At 67.7% G+C, this 17,299-nt stretch carries 12 protein-coding genes; 7 read left to right on the top strand and 5 right to left on the bottom strand.

Annotated features, from left to right (window positions below):
• Positions 1 to 141: 141 nt before the first annotated feature.
• Positions 142 to 879 carry a peptidoglycan editing factor PgeF gene (gene pgeF / locus CXK94_RS13640; RefSeq protein ID WP_102894747.1) on the bottom strand — a complete coding sequence of 246 codons (738 nt, stop codon included), beginning with the start codon at positions 877 to 879 and terminating at the stop codon, positions 142 to 144.
• Positions 876 to 1,850, bottom strand: a complete 975-nt coding sequence (gene rluD / locus CXK94_RS13635) for a 23S rRNA pseudouridine(1911/1915/1917) synthase RluD (RefSeq protein ID WP_102894746.1) — start codon at positions 1,848 to 1,850, stop codon at positions 876 to 878. The genes pgeF and rluD overlap by 4 nt, the downstream gene beginning before the upstream one ends.
• Before the next feature lie 206 nt (positions 1,851 to 2,056).
• Here rluD and CXK94_RS13630 point away from each other — a divergent pair, with 206 nt between their 5' ends.
• The 4 genes from CXK94_RS13630 (at position 2,057) to CXK94_RS13615 (ending at position 6,516) form a co-directional block, all read left to right on the top strand.
• Complete coding sequence (locus tag CXK94_RS13630) at positions 2,057 to 3,046, top strand: outer membrane protein assembly factor BamD (RefSeq protein WP_102894745.1); 990 nt, start codon at positions 2,057 to 2,059, stop codon at positions 3,044 to 3,046.
• Positions 3,047 to 3,164: 118 nt separating this feature from the next.
• On the top strand, positions 3,165 to 3,398 hold the full coding sequence (locus tag CXK94_RS13625) for a PP0621 family protein (RefSeq protein ID WP_037041425.1): 234 nt from the start codon (positions 3,165 to 3,167) through the stop codon (positions 3,396 to 3,398).
• Positions 3,388 to 4,980 (top strand): sensor histidine kinase, encoded by a 1,593-nt coding sequence (locus tag CXK94_RS13620; RefSeq protein ID WP_102894744.1) that lies wholly within the window; start codon positions 3,388 to 3,390, stop codon positions 4,978 to 4,980. Before CXK94_RS13625 ends, CXK94_RS13620 begins: the two co-directional genes overlap by 11 nt.
• Before the next feature lie 195 nt (positions 4,981 to 5,175).
• Positions 5,176 to 6,516 (top strand): sigma-54-dependent transcriptional regulator, encoded by a 1,341-nt coding sequence (locus CXK94_RS13615; protein ID WP_102894743.1) that lies wholly within the window; start codon positions 5,176 to 5,178, stop codon positions 6,514 to 6,516.
• Positions 6,517 to 6,630: 114 nt separating this feature from the next.
• On the opposite strand, the gene CXK94_RS13610 is transcribed toward CXK94_RS13615, so the two are convergent.
• Entirely contained in the window at positions 6,631 to 7,689 is a 1,059-nt protein-coding gene (locus tag CXK94_RS13610) for a DUF2333 family protein (RefSeq protein ID WP_102894742.1), read from the bottom strand.
• Positions 7,690 to 7,902: 213 nt separating this feature from the next.
• Between CXK94_RS13610 and CXK94_RS13605 the strand changes: the two genes are divergently transcribed.
• Positions 7,903 to 9,501 (top strand): response regulator, encoded by a 1,599-nt coding sequence (locus CXK94_RS13605; RefSeq protein ID WP_102894741.1) that lies wholly within the window; start codon positions 7,903 to 7,905, stop codon positions 9,499 to 9,501.
• A 248-nt stretch (positions 9,502 to 9,749) separates the two neighbouring features.
• Entirely contained in the window at positions 9,750 to 11,714 is a 1,965-nt protein-coding gene (locus tag CXK94_RS13600) for a methyl-accepting chemotaxis protein (RefSeq protein ID WP_102894857.1), read from the top strand.
• 16 nt (positions 11,715 to 11,730) lie between these two features.
• Here the strand turns inward: CXK94_RS13600 and CXK94_RS13595 are convergent, their stop codons facing one another.
• Positions 11,731 to 14,010: a YgiQ family radical SAM protein gene (locus CXK94_RS13595; protein ID WP_102894740.1), complete on the bottom strand. Its 2,280-nt coding sequence runs from the start codon at positions 14,008 to 14,010 to the stop codon at positions 11,731 to 11,733.
• Positions 14,011 to 14,194: 184 nt separating this feature from the next.
• Here CXK94_RS13595 and CXK94_RS13590 point away from each other — a divergent pair, with 184 nt between their 5' ends.
• Complete coding sequence (locus CXK94_RS13590; protein WP_102894739.1) at positions 14,195 to 16,057, top strand: diguanylate cyclase domain-containing protein; 1,863 nt, start codon at positions 14,195 to 14,197, stop codon at positions 16,055 to 16,057.
• Here CXK94_RS13590 and alr read toward each other — a convergent pair.
• Positions 16,045 to 17,121, bottom strand: a complete 1,077-nt coding sequence (gene alr / locus CXK94_RS13585; RefSeq protein WP_102894738.1) for an alanine racemase — start codon at positions 17,119 to 17,121, stop codon at positions 16,045 to 16,047. The two genes, CXK94_RS13590 and alr, sit on opposite strands and share 13 nt — an antisense overlap.
• Positions 17,122 to 17,299 lie beyond the last annotated feature (178 nt).

The following is a 17,299-nucleotide window of genomic DNA, read 5'->3' as shown; positions in this document are numbered from 1 at the left end:
GGCCGGCGCCGTGAATCGCCATTACAGAAACCTGCGAGATGCAGCATAGATGAGGATGATTGTTGGAGATTCAAGGCGGATGACATTGATGCAGGTCATGCCCGGACCCGACAGTCACGCCTGGCGATGGTGCGCCGGGGGCTAGCGCTCCAGCCAGACCAGGCTGGCGAAGCGGCCGGTATGCGGGGTGCGGCGGTAGGAGTAGAAACGCGGATCGGCGAAGGTGCACAGGCCGCCGCCGTACACCGCGTTCACGCCACGGGCAGCCAGGCGGATACGCGCCAGCTGGTAGAGATCGGCCATGAAGCGCCCGGCATTGTGGCTCGGCGCGAATGCCTCGGCGGCGACCGCGTGCTGCGCCAGGAAGGCCTCGCGCACTTCGGGCCCGACCTCGAATGCCGCCGGGCCGATAGCCGGACCGAGCCAGACCAGCAACTCCTCGGCCGGCACCGCCAGCGCCTGCAGCGTCGCCTCCAGCACGCCGCCGGCCAACCCGCGCCAGCCGGCATGGGCCGCCGCCACCCGGGTGCCGGCGCGGTCGCAGAACAGCACTGGCAGGCAATCGGCGGTGAGCACCGCGCAGGCCTCGCCGGGTCGGTCGCTCCAGCTGGCGTCGGCCTGCGCGCAGACACCCGGCCCGGCCTCGATCGCCACGTTCGAATGCACCTGCGACAGCCATGCCGGACGGCAGCCGAGCGCCTGCTGCAGATGCCGGCGATTCCAGGCGACCGCGGCTGGATCATCACCGACGTGATCGCCCAGGTTGAAACTGTCGAACGGCGCGACGCTGACGCCGCCGCTGCGTGTCGTCACGCAGGCGCGAACCCCGGCCGGTGCCGGCCAGTCGGGCACCAGCCAGTCGGCGACCCAGGCACTCACCCGACGAAGGCCTCGCGATCCTGTTGCAGCAGGGTCAGCAACCAGACGAAATCGTCCGGCAAGGGCGACTCCCACTTCATCCGCTCGCCAGTGGCCGGGTGGTCCAGTTCGAGGAAGCGCGCATGCAGCGCCTGCCGCGGGAACTCACGCAGCGACTGCACCAGCGTCGGGTTGGCCGCCGGTGGAATACGGAAGCGCCCGCTGTAGAGCGGATCGCCCACCAGCGGGTAGCCGATATGGCTCATGTGCACGCGGATCTGGTGGGTACGGCCGGTTTCCAGCTTGACCCGTACATGGGTGTGCGAGCGGAAGCGCTCCAGCACGCGGTAATGGCTGACCGCCGGCTTGCCGCCCTCCACCACCGCCATGCGCTGGCGCTGCTGGCCGTGGCGGCCGATCGGCGCGTCGACGGTACCGCCGGTGATGACTACGCCGATGACGATGGCCTCGTAGATGCGGCTGACGCTACGCGCCTGCAGCTGCTCGACCAGACGGGTCTGCGCCTGCAGCGTCTTGGCCACCACCATCAGCCCGGTGGTGTCCTTGTCCAGGCGATGCACGATGCCGGCGCGCGGCACGTTGAGCAGATCGGGCACGTGGTGCAGCAACGCATTGAGCAGGGTGCCGTCGGCATGCCCGGCGGCCGGATGCACGACCAGGCCGGCCGGCTTGTCGATCACCAGGATGTGCTCGTCCTCGTAGACGATGTCCAGCGGGATCTCCTGCGCCAGCCATTCCCCTTGCGCCTGCTGCTCGGCACACAGCTCGAGCAGCGCGCCGGCATGCACGGTATCGCGCGGGCGCAGCACGGCGCCATCCACGGTCAGCAGACCATCCTTGATCCAGGCCGCGAGGCGCGAGCGCGAGTGCTCGGAAAAGAGCTGCGCCGCGATCTGGTCGAGACGTTGCCCGCCGAGCTCGAACGGCACCTCGGCGCGAAGTTGGATGGCCTGCTTGGAAGTCGTGGACATACGGGAAGATAGGTTCGTCTGAGAGAGGTGGGCAGCGTCCGGCGGCACTGGGACGGAGCCCCGGACCGCAGGCGTTGGAGCGGCCTTTGGTTTCGGCTACACGCTTGTGTTTAAATACCGCGTCTTTGTCCCGGCGCACCGGGGCGCTCATCATAACAGGACGGCTCCGCGCGAGACAGCCAGCCGTCACAGGGACGCAAGCCGCCATGCAAGTGAAACACCTGCTGCTGATCGCCATCCTCGCCCTTACCGCCGCCTGCTCGTCCAAGGAGCCGGTCAGCGAGAATCTGGGCGAGGCCGAGCTGTACCAGCAAGCACAGGCCGACCTGGACAACAAGAGCTACACCAGCGCCATCGAGAAGCTCAAGGCCCTGGAATCGCGCTACCCGTTCGGCCGCTTCGCCGAGCAGGCCCAGTTGGAACTGATCTACGCCTACTACCGCAACCTCGAGCCGGAAGCGGCCCGCTCGGCGGCCGAGCGTTTCATCCGCCTGCATCCGCAGCACCCGAACGTCGACTACGCCTACTACCTCAAGGGCCTGGCCTCCTTCGACCAGGATCGCGGCCTGCTTGCCCGCTTCCTGCCGCTGGACATGACCAAGCGCGACCCCGGGGCCGCCCGCGACTCGTTCAACGAATTCGCCCAGCTCACCAGCCGCTACCCCAACAGCCGCTACGCGCCGGATGCCAAGGCGCGCATGGTCTACCTGCGCAACCTGCTGGCGGCCAACGAGATCCACGTGGCGCACTACTACCTCAAGCGCCAGGCCTACGTCGCCGCCGCCAACCGCGGCCGCTACGTGGTGGAAAACTTCCAGGGGACGCCGGCAGTAGCCGACGGCCTGGCGGTGATGACCGAGGCCTATCAGCGCCTGGGCCTCGACGACCTCGCCGACAGCAGCCTGCAGACCCTGCAGCTCAACTACCCGGACCATGCGACGCTGGAGGACGGGAAATTCACCCCCATCGAGCGCGAGGAAGACACCCGCAGCTGGCTGAGCAAGGCCACCCTGGGCCTGATCGAAGGCGAGGCACCGCCGCCAGACACTTCGCGCGCCAACCGCGACGTCTTGCGCCAGTATGAAAGCGCCGCCCAGGACCTGCCCGAGGAGCTGCGTCCGGTGCTCAAGGAAGCGGAGCAACAGGGCGGGAAGCGCTCCTGGTGGAGCCGCCTGACCTTCGGCCTGTTCGACTGAGACGCAGGCCCAAGCGACCAATCCGGCGCCCGGCCGGCCAGCGCCGAACGGCGCCCTGGTGATCCGGCCACAGCCGGCAGCCGCCAGACGCCACGCTTTAAATCAGGGAGAAAACGTTATGGGTCTGTTTCGCCTGCTGTTCTGGATCGCCCTGATCGCCGCGGCCGTCTGGCTCTGGCGGCGTCTGTCGCGCAAGAGCGCCGCACCCAGGCGGCAACAAACCACCCTACCCATGGTCCGCTGCGCCCGCTGCGGTGTCCATGTGCCCCGCGATCAGGCGTTGCAGGCCGGCGAGCAGTGGTATTGCAGCCGCGCTCACCTCGAGCAGGGCAGCGAGCCTGGTGGGCACTGAGAACCTGAGCTTCCTGGGCGAGCAGGGGCAACGCATCCTCCGCCTGTACCATCTCTATCGCCTGACCATCGGCCTGGCGCTGGTCCTGCTGATCAGCAGCGACCTGCACAGCGACCTGCTGCAGATGAGCAATCCGCAGCTGTTCCAGTACGGCGCCTGGCTTTACCTGATCCTCAACATCGTCGTCGCCGTGCTGGTGCAGAACCCGCGGCGCGACCTGCCCGTGCTCGGCCTGGCGCTGATGGACGTGATCCTGCTGTCGGGGCTGTTCTATTTCGGCGGCGGCACGCCCAGCGGCATCGGCAACCTGCTGATCGTCGCGGTCGCCATCGCCAATATCCTCCTGCGCGGGCGCACCGGCCTATTCATCGCCGCGGTGGCCGCAATCGGCCTGATCTACCTGACCTTCTACCTCAGCATCAGCCGTCCCGCGGCGAGCAACCAGTATGTCCAGGCCGGCGCGCTGGGCACGCTCTGCTTCGCCGCCGCATTGCTGGTGCAAGGCCTGACCCGGCGCCTGCAGGCGAGCGAAAGCCTGGCGCGCCAGCGCGCCGAGGACGTCGCCAACCTCGAGGCACTCAACGCGCTGATCCTGCAGCGCATGCGCACCGGCATCCTGGTGCTGGATCCACGCCAGCGCGTGCTGCTGGCCAATCAGGGCGCCCTGCAGCTGCTCGGCCAGCCCGAGCTGGCCGGCGAGCGGCTCGCTCCGCGCTGCCCGGAACTGCTCAAGGCCCTGCAGCAGTGGCGCGACAATCCGACCCTGCGCCCACAGAACCTCAAGGCCACGCCCGATGGCCCGACCCTGCAACCCAGCTTCGCCGCGCTGCAGCATGGCGACAAGCTCGACACCCTGGTCTTTCTCGAAGACATCTCGCAGATCGCCCAGAAGGCCCAGCAGCTCAAGCTCGCCTCCCTCGGCCGGCTCACCGCCAGCATCGCCCACGAGATCCGCAACCCGCTCGGCGCCATCAGCCACGCCGCCCAGCTGCTGCAGGAATCCGAAGCGCTCGACGCGCCGGACCGGCGCCTGGCGACGATCATCCAGGACCACTCGCGACGGATGAACCTGGTGATCGAAAACATCCTGCAGCTGTCGCGCCGGCGCCAGGCCGAGCCGCAGCTGCTGGACCTCAAATACTGGCTGCACCGCTTCGTCAGCGAATTTCGCCAGGGGCTCGGCCCGCAGCAGCACGTGCATCTGGAAACCGTCGGCAGCTCGCTGCAGACTCGCATGGACCCGAACCAGCTGACCCAGGTGCTCACCAACCTGGTGCAGAACGGCCTGCGCTACAGCGGCCAGCAGCACGACGCGGCGCAGGTCTGGTTGCGCCTGTTTCGCGACGAGAGCAGCGACCTGCCGGTGGTGGAAGTACTCGACAATGGCCCGGGCATCGCCGCCGAACAGCTGCCGAACCTGTTCGAGCCGTTCTTCACCACCGAGAGCAAGGGCACCGGGCTGGGCCTGTACATTTCCCGCGAGCTGTGCGAAAGCAACCAGGCCCGCCTCGACTATCGCGAGCGCGGCGAAGGCGGCAGCTGCTTTCGCATCGTCTTCGCCCACCCACGCAAGCTGGGCTAGGGGCCGTTGCCGTTTCGTCGCGAGCCGCGCAACCCGAAGGGCCCGGCGGCCGAGCATGAAATGGCAACAGCCCGGGGTCGCGGCAGCGCATCACACATCGACCAATGCGACAGGCGCACCAGCCCGCTGCGGAGTTAACATGGTCGGCAGCCCGAGCAGCGGGTGACTGTCGCTTCACCAATCAAGAGCAGGACCATGACCGCGCGCCAGAAAGCATTGATCATCGACGACGAGCCGGATATCCGCGAACTGCTGGAGATCACCCTCGGCCGCATGAAGCTCGACACCCGCAGCGCACGCAACCTCAAGGAAGCCCGCGAATGGCTGGCGCGCGAGCACTACGACCTGTGCCTGACCGACATGCGCCTGCCCGATGGCAGCGGCCTGGAGCTGGTGCAACACATCCAGCAGCAGCACCCGCAACTGCCGGTGGCGATGATCACCGCCTACGGCAGCCTGGATACCGCCATCGGCGCGCTCAAGGCCGGCGCCTTCGACTTCCTCACCAAGCCGGTCGACCTCAACCGCCTGCGCGAGCTGGTCGGCACCGCCCTGCGCCTGCGTGCGCCCGCCACCGAGGAGCCGCCGGTGGACAGCCGCCTGCTGGGCGCCTCGCCGCCGATGAAGACCCTGCGCAAGCAGATCGGCAAGCTCGCCCGCAGTCAGGCGCCGGTCTACATCAGCGGCGAGTCCGGCAGCGGCAAGGAGCTGGTGGCCCGGCTGATCCACGAACAGGGCCCGCGCAGCGAGCGCTCGTTCGTACCGGTCAACTGCGGCGCGATCCCGTCGGAACTGATGGAGAGCGAATTCTTCGGCCACAAGAAGGGCAGCTTCAGCGGCGCCATCGAGGACAAGCCGGGGCTGTTCCAGGTCGCCAATGGCGGCACCCTGTTCCTCGACGAAGTGGCCGACCTGCCGCTGCCGATGCAGGTCAAGCTGCTGCGCGCCATCCAGGAGAAGGCCGTGCGCGCGGTCGGCGGCGCCCAGGAGGTGCTGGTCGACGTGCGCATCCTCTGCGCCACCCACAAGGACCTCGCCGCCGAGGTCGCCGCCGGGCGTTTCCGCCAGGACCTCTACTACCGCCTGAATGTCATCGAACTGCGCGTGCCACCGCTGCGCGAGCGCCGCGAGGACATCGGCCTGCTGGCCAACGCCATGCTCCGCCGCCTGGCGCAGGAGTGCGGCGACAGCAATGCGCGCCTGCATCCGGAAGCCCTCGCCAAGCTGGAAAGCTACCGTTTCCCCGGCAACGTGCGCGAACTGGAGAACATGCTCGAGCGCGCCTACACCCTCTGCGAAGGCGACGAGATCAAGGCCGGCGACCTGCGCCTGGCGGACAGCCCGGGCCTGCCGGAGAACGGCGACGCCAGCCTGGCGCAGATCGACAACCTCGAAGATCACCTGGAGGAGATCGAGCGCAAGCTGATCATGCAGGCGCTGGAGGAAACCCGCTGGAACCGCACCGCGGCCGCCCAGCGCCTCGGCCTGACGTTCCGCTCGATGCGCTATCGGTTGAAGAAGCTGGGATTGGATTGAGCTGCAAGCCAGCGTAGGGTGGATGTCGTTTTTTCACATCCACCATTACCCACTCGCCGGGTCGATGAAGCGTGATCCGGCCTACAGCTGGAAGCTGGAAGCTGGAAGCTGCTTCTATCCCTGCGACAACAGATTGCGCAGATCGATGATCGCCGCGTTGGCACGGGAGATGTAGTTGGCCATCACCAGCGAGTGGTTGGCCAGCACGCCGTAGCCGCTGCCGTTGAGCACCATCGGACTCCACAGCGGCTCCTGCGCGGCCTCCAGCTCGCGGATGATCTGCCGGACACTGATGGTGGCATTCTTCTTCGCCAGCACGTCGGCGAAATCCACCTCGATGGCCCGCAGCAGGTGCGACAGCGCCCAGGCCTGCCCGCGGGCCTCGAAGAACACGTTGTCGATCTGCAGCCAGGGCGTTTCCACCACCTGCTCCTTGACCTGCGGGACGATGCCCGCCCGTTCCTGCTCGGGAGCGATATCGGCATCCAGGCGTACCCGACCGACGCTGGCGGACAAGCGCTGCGACAGTGAACCCAGCCGGGTCGCGGCATCACCGAGCCAGCTGTTCAGGTTGTCGGCCCGCGTATAGAACAGCGCCTTCGGTTGCGGATCGCTGAGCCGCGCCAGATAGCGGTCCAGCGCACGGATGCCGTTGCGGTACTCGGACTCGGATGCCGGCAGCGTCCAGCTGCGGTTGTCGAAGTTGAACAGCGGCTCGCCCTTGGCCAGGTCCGGATCCTCGGTGGACTGCGATTGCGAACGAGCGAAGTCCTTGCGCAAGGCACGGCTGAGGTCGCGGACCTGCACCAGCACCCCGTATTCCCAACTGGGCATGTTGTCCAGCCACAGGCCGGGGGGCGCGATGTCGTTGCTCAGATAGCCGCCGGGCTTGTCCAGCAGGGTGCTGGCGACGCGTTTGAGGGTTTCCACGGTGGTATAGCCGCTGACCAACTGCCGCTGCGAGGCCTCGGCCGCCTGGCGGGCATTCTGCTGGACGGGGAACAGGTCCGGCTCGCGGCTCCAGTACCAGCCGAGCAGCAGCATGATCAGCAGATACAATCCGAGCAGACCGGCAAGAATCGGCAGGAGCGGGCTGCCAGCCCGGCGGTCGGCCACTCCCGGGGCGCCGCCCGAGCGGCCGAGACGGGCGAAGCGGTTCTTCCAGTCCAGCATGGGTGATGTGTCCTTCTCGCGAATTCAGGGGTTCGACCGCATGACGCCAAGGACGTTGCGGTGCAGGGTTTTCACTATAACGCAGCTCCCCGGCAGACTCAGCGCCAAATTGAGAACCACTACCGGCCGCGCGCCTTTCAAACCCGATGCGCGGTGATAGCATGAGGCCAGCAAAACGCCCGGACGGAAACCTGGCGTACCGGGAAGGCCACGATGTCGGAACAGGAAGAACTCAAGCAGTACTTCGCCCAGCGGGTGATCCACCAGGCGCGCGAAGTGCTGGAAGTCTGGCAACAGCTGCAGCGCAGCGAATGGAACGACGGCTACCACGCCGCCCTGAGCGAAGCCACGCTGCGCCTGCGACGCTTCGCCGAACGTTTCGAGCAGACCGAGCACAGCGAGCTGGCGCAGGGTATCGAGGACTGCCTGGGCGACATCCAGGACAACCGCGGGCGCCTGTCCAGCGACACCATCTCGAATCTCAGCCAGCTGATCTACCGCCTCGCCCGCACCGGCCTGCGCCATAGCGATCCGCAGAGCCAGTCCATCCTGCTGCCGCTGGGCAAGCCAGTCTACATCGCCCTGCAGGACCCCGAGCGCGCCGAACACCTGGTACGACAGCTGGATTTCTTCAGCATGGGGGCGCAGGCCTTCGCCAGCGACAGCGCCTTTCGCGCCGCGATGAACCAGCGCCACCCGGCCGCCATCGTCATGGAGGTCGACTTCAACGGCCCCGGTGAAGGCCTGCGGCTGGCCGAGAGGATCCAGCAAGGGCTGGAGGACAAGCTGCCGATACTGTTCTTCAGCCATGCCGAAACCGACACCCCTACCCGCCTGGCCGCCGTGCGCGCCGGCGGCCTGGAGTTCTTCACCGGCACCCTGGACGCCTCCAGCCTGCTGGAGAAGATCGAGATCTTCACCCGCACCGCGCACTACGAGCCGATCCGCGTGCTGATCATCGACGACTCGCGCGCGCAGGCGACGCACACCGAACGGGTGCTGAACAACGCCGGCATCGTCACCCAGACGCTGATCGAGCCAATCCAGGCCATCGGCGTGCTGGCCGAGTTCCAGCCGGACCTGATCATCCTCGACATGTACATGCCCGAATGCCTGGGCACCGAGCTAGCCAAGGTGATCCGCCAGCACGAGCGCTACGTCAGCGTGCCGATCATCTACCTGTCCGCCGAGGACGACCTGGACAAGCAGCTCGACGCCATGGGCGAAGGCGGCGACGATTTTCTCACCAAGCCGATCAAGCCGAGCCACCTGATCGCCACCGTGCGCACCCGCGCCGCCCGCGCCCGAAGCCTCAAGGCGCGCATCGTGCGCGACAGCCTCACCGGCCTGTACAACCACACCCACAGCCTGCAGTTGCTCGAGGACGCGCGCTTCCGCGCACGGCGCGACAACCGCCCGCTGAGCTTCGCCATGCTCGACATCGACCACTTCAAGCGGGTCAACGACAGCTACGGGCACCCCATGGGCGACCGGGTGATCAAGAGCCTGGCGCTGTTCCTCAAGCAGCGCCTGCGCAAGACCGACCATATCGGCCGCTACGGCGGCGAGGAATTCGCCGTGGTGCTGCCCGACACACCGGCGGAGGCGGCCTGCAAGGTGCTCAACGAGATCCGCCAGCGCTTCGCCGAGATCCGCTACCCCGCCCAGCCGCAGGACCTGAGCTGCACCTTCAGCTGCGGCATCAGCGAGCTGACGACCGACGCCGACGTCAAGACGCTCACCCAGCAGGCCGACGAGGCGCTCTATCGCGCCAAGCACGGCGGACGCAACCGCGTCGAGCGGTTCCAGTGACCCGATGCTTTGTCGGTTGGGTCGGGGCACGTAGGTTGGGTTGAGCGCAGCGAAGCCCAACGAGGGGAATGTTAGCCAGCGCTTCGGCGTGAGTTGGGCTTTGTCGCTTCGCTCCGCAACCCAACCTACGCGCCTCCTCGACCTACCGCTCACCTCCTCCGGCAACTCCGGTCACGCCCCGGCTGTCACGTGATTGACATCAAATTGCCATAGATTCCTAGCCTCCTGCACTGCCCTGCGAGGCGATGATGCGTCTGAAGTCGCTCACCACGCTCAACACCCTGCTGCTCATCGCGGTCTGCCTGGCGCTCGGCGCCACGCTCTGGTGGTCGGAGCGCGCCATGGAACGTCCCTACTTGCTGATGGCACGCTACCTCGGCCTGTCCCAGCAGTTCCAGCACCAGGCCGCGGACAATATCCGCGACTACCTGGCCAGCGGCGACGCCCTGCGCCATAGCCAGGCCCAGCAGGCGCTCGAACGGCTGCAGCAGGACATCGCCGGACTGCCCGCCGGTCTCGCCGACCGGCTGCGCCCCAGCCTGGAAGAACTGATCCAGTTCAGCGCCAACGACCTGCTCGCCGCTGGCAAGCTGGCGGGTGATCCGCAGGGCCTGCTGCTGCAGGCCGAACGCGAGATGGCCGGGGCCCTCTCGCAGCTCGACGACTACCGCACCCAGGCCAGCCACCCGCATGCACAGGATTACCAGCAGCCGCTGTTCGCTGCCGCCCAGCAGTTGCTGCGGCTGAGCCATGCCCGCGGCAAGCTGGTGAGCAGCGGCCGCGACGCACTGGCCAGCGAGGTCGAACAGGCGCTGCATGCCCTTGAACAGGAAGCCTCGCGCCTCGACGACCTGCCGCTGCTCGGCGTGCTGGCCGCACAGCAATCGACCGCCAGCAGCTTCGCCGCCCTGCTCGAGCTGGACACCGATACCGCACAGCAGAGCAGCGAGGACCGCGGCACCGCGCTCAAGCGCGAGCTCGCCAGCCTGGTCAAGCGCTACCCGGCCGAGCTCGAGCGCACCCGCCAGTTGATCCGCCAACGCGGCGAGCTGCTCGACAGCAGCGCGCGCCGGGTCGCCGCCGTGCAGCAGGCGCTGGCCGAACTGGAGCCCGCGGTCAGGGCCGAGCATGGCCGCATCCAGGCCGAGGTGCGGCTGATCCAGGGCGCCATCATCGCCCTGATCCTGCTCATCGCGCTGGCCATCGACCGCCTGCAGCGCCAGTTGACCCGCACCCTCGGGCAGCTGGTGCCAGCGCTATCGGCCTGGGCCGAAGGCGACTTCAGCCAGGACGCGCGCATCGAGTCGAAGATTCGCGAGATCGCCGACATCGAAACCTCGCTCAACCGCCTGCGCAGCTATCTGCTGCAGCTGGTCGGCACCCTGCGCCAGCAGGCCGAGCAGGTCGCCGCCAGCAGCCGCAGCCTGGACCGGATGAACAGCGACCTGCATGACGGCGCCCAGCGCCAGACCGGCGATACCGCGCAGATCCGCGATTCGCTGGGCGAGCTGGAAGCCACCATCCAGCAGGTTGCCGATGGTGCCGGCGAGGCAGCCGAAGCCAGCCGCGCGGCGGCGCGCGCCGTGCAGCAGGGCCAGCAGGTGATCGGCCAGAGCCTGACCGGGCTGCACGGGCTGGTCAGCGAAGTGCAGGACAATGCCGTGGCCATCGAGCGCCTGGCCGACGAAACCACCACCATCGGCAACGTGCTGACGGTGATCCGCTCCATCGCCGAGCAGACCAACCTGCTGGCCTTGAATGCCGCCATCGAGGCCGCCCGCGCCGGCGGCCATGGCCGTGGCTTCGCCGTGGTGGCCGACGAGGTACGCTCACTGGCACAGCGCACCAGCGGCGCCACCGAGGAGATCCAGCAACTGATCGGCCGCCTGCAGCAGGCCGCCCGGCAGTCGGTCGAGGCCATGCGCAGCCAGGTCGCCCACGCCGAAGGCACGGCGAACCTGGCGCAGAGTGCCGACCAGGCCCTGGATGAGATCGTCTCGACCATCGCCACCATCAGCCGCATGGCCGAGCAGATCGCCAGGGCCACTGCGCAACAGGGCGAGGCGGTCGGCGAGATCCGCGGACACAGCGAACGCATCCACCAGTTGGGCGACGCCAACCTGGAACACATCGGCCGCGGCCGGGAACAGAGCGCGCGGATGCTGCGCCTGGGCAGCGAGCTGGACCAGGCGACCCAGGCATTCAGGTTCTAGAACGGCCAGCCGCGGCTCAGCGCGGCGCCACCGGCCGCTGCGGCTTGCGCCCCTTGCCCGCCGGCTTGCCGCCACTGGCCGCCTTGCGCCGGGCCTCGGCGGCGGCCTTGGCCTGCTCGCGCTTGTCCCAGGCATTGCCGTCGTGGCTGCGCGGCGGCAGGCCAGTGTGCTGGGTGAGGATCTTGCCGCCCTGCCCGGCCTTCTTGCTGCCGGCCGGCGTGGAGTTCTTGCGCCGCGCGCTCTGGTAGCTGTCCACCGCCGGCTGGTGCGCGGGGATCAGCTGATGCTTGCCGCTGCCGATCAGATCGGCGCGGCCCATGCGGATCAGCGCCTCGCGCAAGAGCGGCCAGCCCTTGGGATCGTGATAACGCAGGAAGGCCTTGTGCAGGCGGCGCTGCTCCTCGCTCTTGACGATGGTGACGCCCTCGCTCTTGTAGGTCACCTTGCGCAGCGGGTTCTTGCCGCTGTGGTACATCGCCGTGGCGGTGGCCATCGGCGAAGGGTAGAAGGCCTGCACCTGGTCGGCGCGGAAGCCGTTGGCCTTGAGCCACAGGGCGAGGTTGAGCATGTCTTCGTCGGTGGTGCCCGGGTGTGCGGCGATGAAGTAGGGAATCAGGTACTGCTCCTTGCCCGCCTCCTTCGAATACTTCTCGAACATGCGCTTGAAGCGGTCGTAGGTGCCGATGCCCGGCTTCATCATCTTGTCCAGCGGGCCGCGCTCGGTGTGCTCCGGGGCGATCTTGAGGTAGCCACCGACGTGATGGGTGACCAGCTCCTTGACGTACTCCGGCGACTCCACCGCCAGGTCGTAGCGCAGCCCCGAGGCGATCAGGATCTTCTTCACCCCTGGCAGCGCGCGGGCCTTGCGGTACAGCTCGATCAGCGAGCTGTGGTCGGTGTTGAGGTTCTCGCAGATACCGGGGAACACGCAGGACGGCTTGCGGCAGTGCCTCTCGATGTCGTGGCTCTTGCAGGCCAGGCGGTACATGTTGGCGGTCGGCCCGCCGAGGTCGGAGACCACGCCGGTGAAGCCGCGCACCTTTTTCATTTCCTCGATCTCGTGGAGGATCGACTCGTGCGAACGGCTCTGGATGATGCGCCCCTCGTGCTCGGTGATCGAGCAGAAGGTGCAGCCGCCGAAGCAGCCACGCATGATGTTCACCGAGAAGCGGATCATCTCGTAGGCCGGGATCTTCGCGCCCGCGTAATCAGGATGCGGCACGCGCTGGAAAGGCGCGGCGAACACGTAGTCCATTTCCTCGGTGGTCAGCGGAATCGGCGGCGGATTCAGCCACAGCTCACGCTCGTCGTGGCGCTGCACCAGCGCGCGGGCGTTGCCGGGGTTGGTCTCCAGGTGCAGCACGCGGTTGGCGTGGGCGTACAGCGCGGGATCGTTGCGCACCTTCTCGAACGACGGCAGGCGGATCACCGTGCGCTCGCGCGTAAGCTTCGGGTGCGGCAGCAGCTCGATCGGCCGGGCTTCGTGCGGATCGTCCTGCACGCCCTTGTCCTGCTCGATGGCACAGGCCTGCAGGTCCTGGGTGTTGACGTAGGGGTTGACGATCTTGTCGACCTTGCCGGGGCGGTCGATGCGCGTGGAGTCGATCTCGAACCAGCCGGCCGGCGTGTCCTTGCGGACGAAGGCGGTGCCGCGCACGTCGGTGATCGCCTCGATCGCCTCGCCGCGCGCCAGGCGCTGCGCCACTTCGACGATGGCGCGCTCGGCGTTGCCGTAGAGCAGCAGGTCGGCGGTGGCGTCCATCAGGATCGAACGGCGCACCTTGTCCGACCAGTAGTCGTAGTGGGCGATGCGGCGCAGCGAGGCCTCGATGCCGCCGAGCACCACCGGCACGTGCTTGTAGGCCTCCTTGCAGCGCTGGCTGTAGACCAGGCTGGCACGATCCGGGCGCTTGCCGGCCAGCCCGCCGGCGGTATAGGCGTCGTCGGAGCGCACCTTGCGATCGGCGGTGTAGCGATTGATCATCGAGTCCATGTTGCCGGCGGCGACGCCGAAGAACAGGTTCGGCTCGCCGAGCTTCATGAAGTCGTCTTTGCTCTGCCAGTCCGGCTGGCTGATGATGCCGACGCGAAAGCCCTGCGCCTCGAGCAGGCGGCCGATGATCGCCATGCCGAACGACGGATGATCGACATAGGCGTCGCCGGTGACGACGATGATGTCGCACGAATCCCAGCCGAGCCGATCCATCTCCTCCCTGCTCATCGGCAGGAACGGCGCCGGGCCGAAACATTCGGCCCAGTATTTGGGATAGTCGAACAGCGGCTTGGCGGCTTGCATCACGGGCACCGGGTATCTCTGGGAATGAGGGCGCAAAAACGCGGGCGCGGAATATAGCACAAAAAATGACCAAGCCCGACCACCGCACAGGGTCTTTCGCCATCCTGGCGACAGGCGCGTGCAGTGGCCTTGGCGGTCGGTATACTCGCTCGTCACAAGCAACGCTTCGGCTCGGGAGTTTCTGGTGCGCGCAGTCCTTTTCCTCTTGCTCCTGAGTTTTAGCCTGGCTGTCGCCCACGCCGAAACGACACGCCTGGCCGCCGGCGACAGCGGCCGCAGCCTGAACGCGAACATCGCCCTGCTGGCGGACCCGGGCGCCGAGCTGAACGTGACCGACCTGCAACGGCCCGAGGTGCAGGCGCGCTTCGAACCGGCGCAGGGCAAGGCCAGCGTCGGCCAGAGCCCGCACCCCTGGTGGATCAGGGTCAGCCTGCAGCGCGAAAGCGATGCGCCGCGCCAATGGTGGCTGGAGGTCGGCTCGGTCACCCTGAAGGACCTTCGCCTGTACCTGCCGGACGGCGCCGGCGGCTGGCAGGAACGGCAGTCCGGCGAGCTGGTCGGGTTCGCAGAGGGCCGCGATCACCCCTACCGACGCATGCTGCTGCGCCTGCCCGAACTCGACGACCGTGCGCCCCTGACCTTCTATCTGCGCACCTACGATCCGGCAGGCAACTCGTTCCCCCTCAAGGCCTGGCAGCTCGATGCCCTGCAGCAGCAGGCGGTGGGGGAAAACCTGTTTCTCGGCCTGGTCTACGGCGTCATCCTGGCGATGCTGCTGTATAACCTGTTCATCTTCCTCAGCCTGCGCGACACCGCCTACTTCTGGTACGTGATGACCACCAGCGGCGCACTGCTGATGATCGTGGCGATGACCGGGCACGGCTTCCAGTACCTCTGGCCGCACGGGCCGGTGCCTTTTTGGCTGGACCGCATCAGCATCCCGGCGCTCTGGGGCTTCAGTGCCTGCCGCTTCACCCAGACCCTGCTGCAGACCCGCCGTTTCGCACCCTGGGCCCATCGCCTGCTGACCTTCGCCTTGTGCCTCTATGTCACGGCGGTGCTGCTCAACATCTTCGGCCTGCGCGCCTTCGGTGCCTGGGTGTTCGTGGTACTGGCGCTCACCGCGATCCCCGCCTCGCTCTGGGCATCGTTCCGGCGCTGGCGCCAGGGCTACTTTCCGGCACTGCTGTATCTGCTCGGCTTCGGCGTGATCCTGGGCAGCGTCAATCTGCTCCTGCTGCGCGCCACCGGCGTGATCCAGCCGGCGCCGTGGAATGCCCATATCTTCCCGCTGGCGGTGGCCGCCGAATCCATCCTGTTCTCCTTTGCACTGGCCTATCGCATCCAGATACTCAAGCAGGAAAAGGCCGCCGCGCTGGAGCATGCGGACCGGGAAAAGGCCGCGCGGCTGGAACAGGTCCAGGCCAGCGCCAAACAGCTCAGCCTGGCCGTGGAGACGCGCACCGCGGAACTGGCCCAGGCCAACCGGGAACTCAGCGAGCGGGAACGCGAATTGAAGCAGGCCGCCTTCCACGACCCGCTGACCGAGCTGCCCAACCGCCGCTATCTCATCGAACGGGTCGAGACGGCCCTGAGCGAGGCCCAGCTCAGCGGCGAATCCATCGCCCTGCTGCTGATCGACCTGGATCACTTCAAGCCCATCAACGACCGCCATGGCCACGATGCCGGCGACCTGCTGCTGCACACCCTGGCGCAACGGCTGCGCGGCCTGGTACGCGCCGGCGACATGGCGGCCCGCCTCGGCGGGGACGAGTTCGCGGTGCTGGTGACCGGGCCGAATGCCGAAGGCGATGCGCGCCAGGTCGCCGAGCGCCTGCTGCGCGAGCTGGCGAGCCCGGTGCCCTATCGCGACATGGCGCTGACCGTCACGGTCAGCGTCGGCGCGGCCTTCTATCCACGCCACGCCAGGCACTTCTCAGGGCTGTACAAGGCCGCCGACGAGGCGCTCTATCGCGCCAAGCACCAGGGCCGGGCGAACTGGGTGCAACAGGACGCGCAATGGGACGCGGTCGATCAGCCGACGTAGCCGCGCGGCACCCGGCCGGTCACCTTGGTCAGCAATTCATAGCCGATGGTGCCGCAGGCCTGGGCCAGCTCGTCGATCGGCATCTGCGCGCCCCATAGCTCCACCGCGTCACCGAGCTGCGCCTGGGGCAGGTCGGTCAGGTCGACGGCGAGCATGTCCATCGACACCCGCCCGGCCAACGGCACGCGCTGGCCATGGATCACCACCGAAGTGCCGGAGGGCGCGGTGCGCGGATAGCCGTCGGCATAGCCGCAACTGACGGTACCGATGCGCGACGGGCGCCGCGCCACCCAGCTGGCGCCGTAGCCGACGCTTTCGCCAACCTCCAGCTCACGGATCGCGATCAACGCGCCGGTCAGGGTCATCACCGGCTTCAGCCCCAGCTCCCGGGCGCTCAGTTCGGCGAAGGGCGTCGCGCCGTAGAGCATGATGCCGGGACGGATCCAGGCCATGTGCGCCTGCGGCAGGGTCAGCACCGCGGCGGAATTGGCCAGCGAGCAGTTGTCGAACGCCAGCGCCAGCAGCTCGCCGTAGCGCTCCAACTGGACCTCGGTCAGCGGATGGCCGCGTTCGTCGGCGCAGGCGAAGTGGCTGATCAGGTTCAGCTCGCCGACCGCCGCCGCGCCCTCGAGCCGGGCATGGCATTCGCGCAGCCCTTCGACCGTGAAGCCGAGGCGGTGCATGCCCGAATCCAGCTTGAGCCAGACGTTCAGCGGCCGCACCAGATCGGCCGCCAGCAGCCAGTCGGCCTGGCGCCGGTCCTGCACCGCGACGTCCAGGCCCAGCTCGGCCGCGCGCGGATACTCGGCGGGCTCGAAGCAGCCTTCGAGCAGCAAGATGCGCGCACCGGGCGCACAGGCGCGGACCTCCTCGGCCTCCTCCAGGCAGGCCACGGCGAAGCCGTCGGCGATCTCCCGCAACGCTGCCACCGCCTCGCGCGCGCCATGACCGTAGGCATTCGCCTTGACCACAGCGAAGGCCTTGCGCTCGGGGGCGCAGCGCTTGGCGAGAAGGTAGTTGTGACGAAGCGCGGCCAGATCGACCGTGGCAACCAGCGGACGCATGGGAAGGGTTCCTGTACAGCGGAGGTGAAGCGGAATCTTACTCCTGTCGGGGTCTTTGCGCAGGAGCTGGAAGCTGGAAAAGCGTTGAGGGCGAGGTTCACCCTGTCGAGCGTAAAGCCGACACCCCTTCCGTAGGAGCCGGGGGGATGCCGAGCCCTTGCGGGCGACCAGCATTTCG

It is taken from the genome of Stutzerimonas stutzeri (genome assembly GCF_002890915.1).
GTDB classification, from domain to species: Bacteria; Pseudomonadota; Gammaproteobacteria; order Pseudomonadales; family Pseudomonadaceae; genus Stutzerimonas; species Stutzerimonas stutzeri_AF.
Note: the sequence above shows the minus strand (reverse complement) of the source record. Positions and strands in the feature narration are given on the sequence as shown.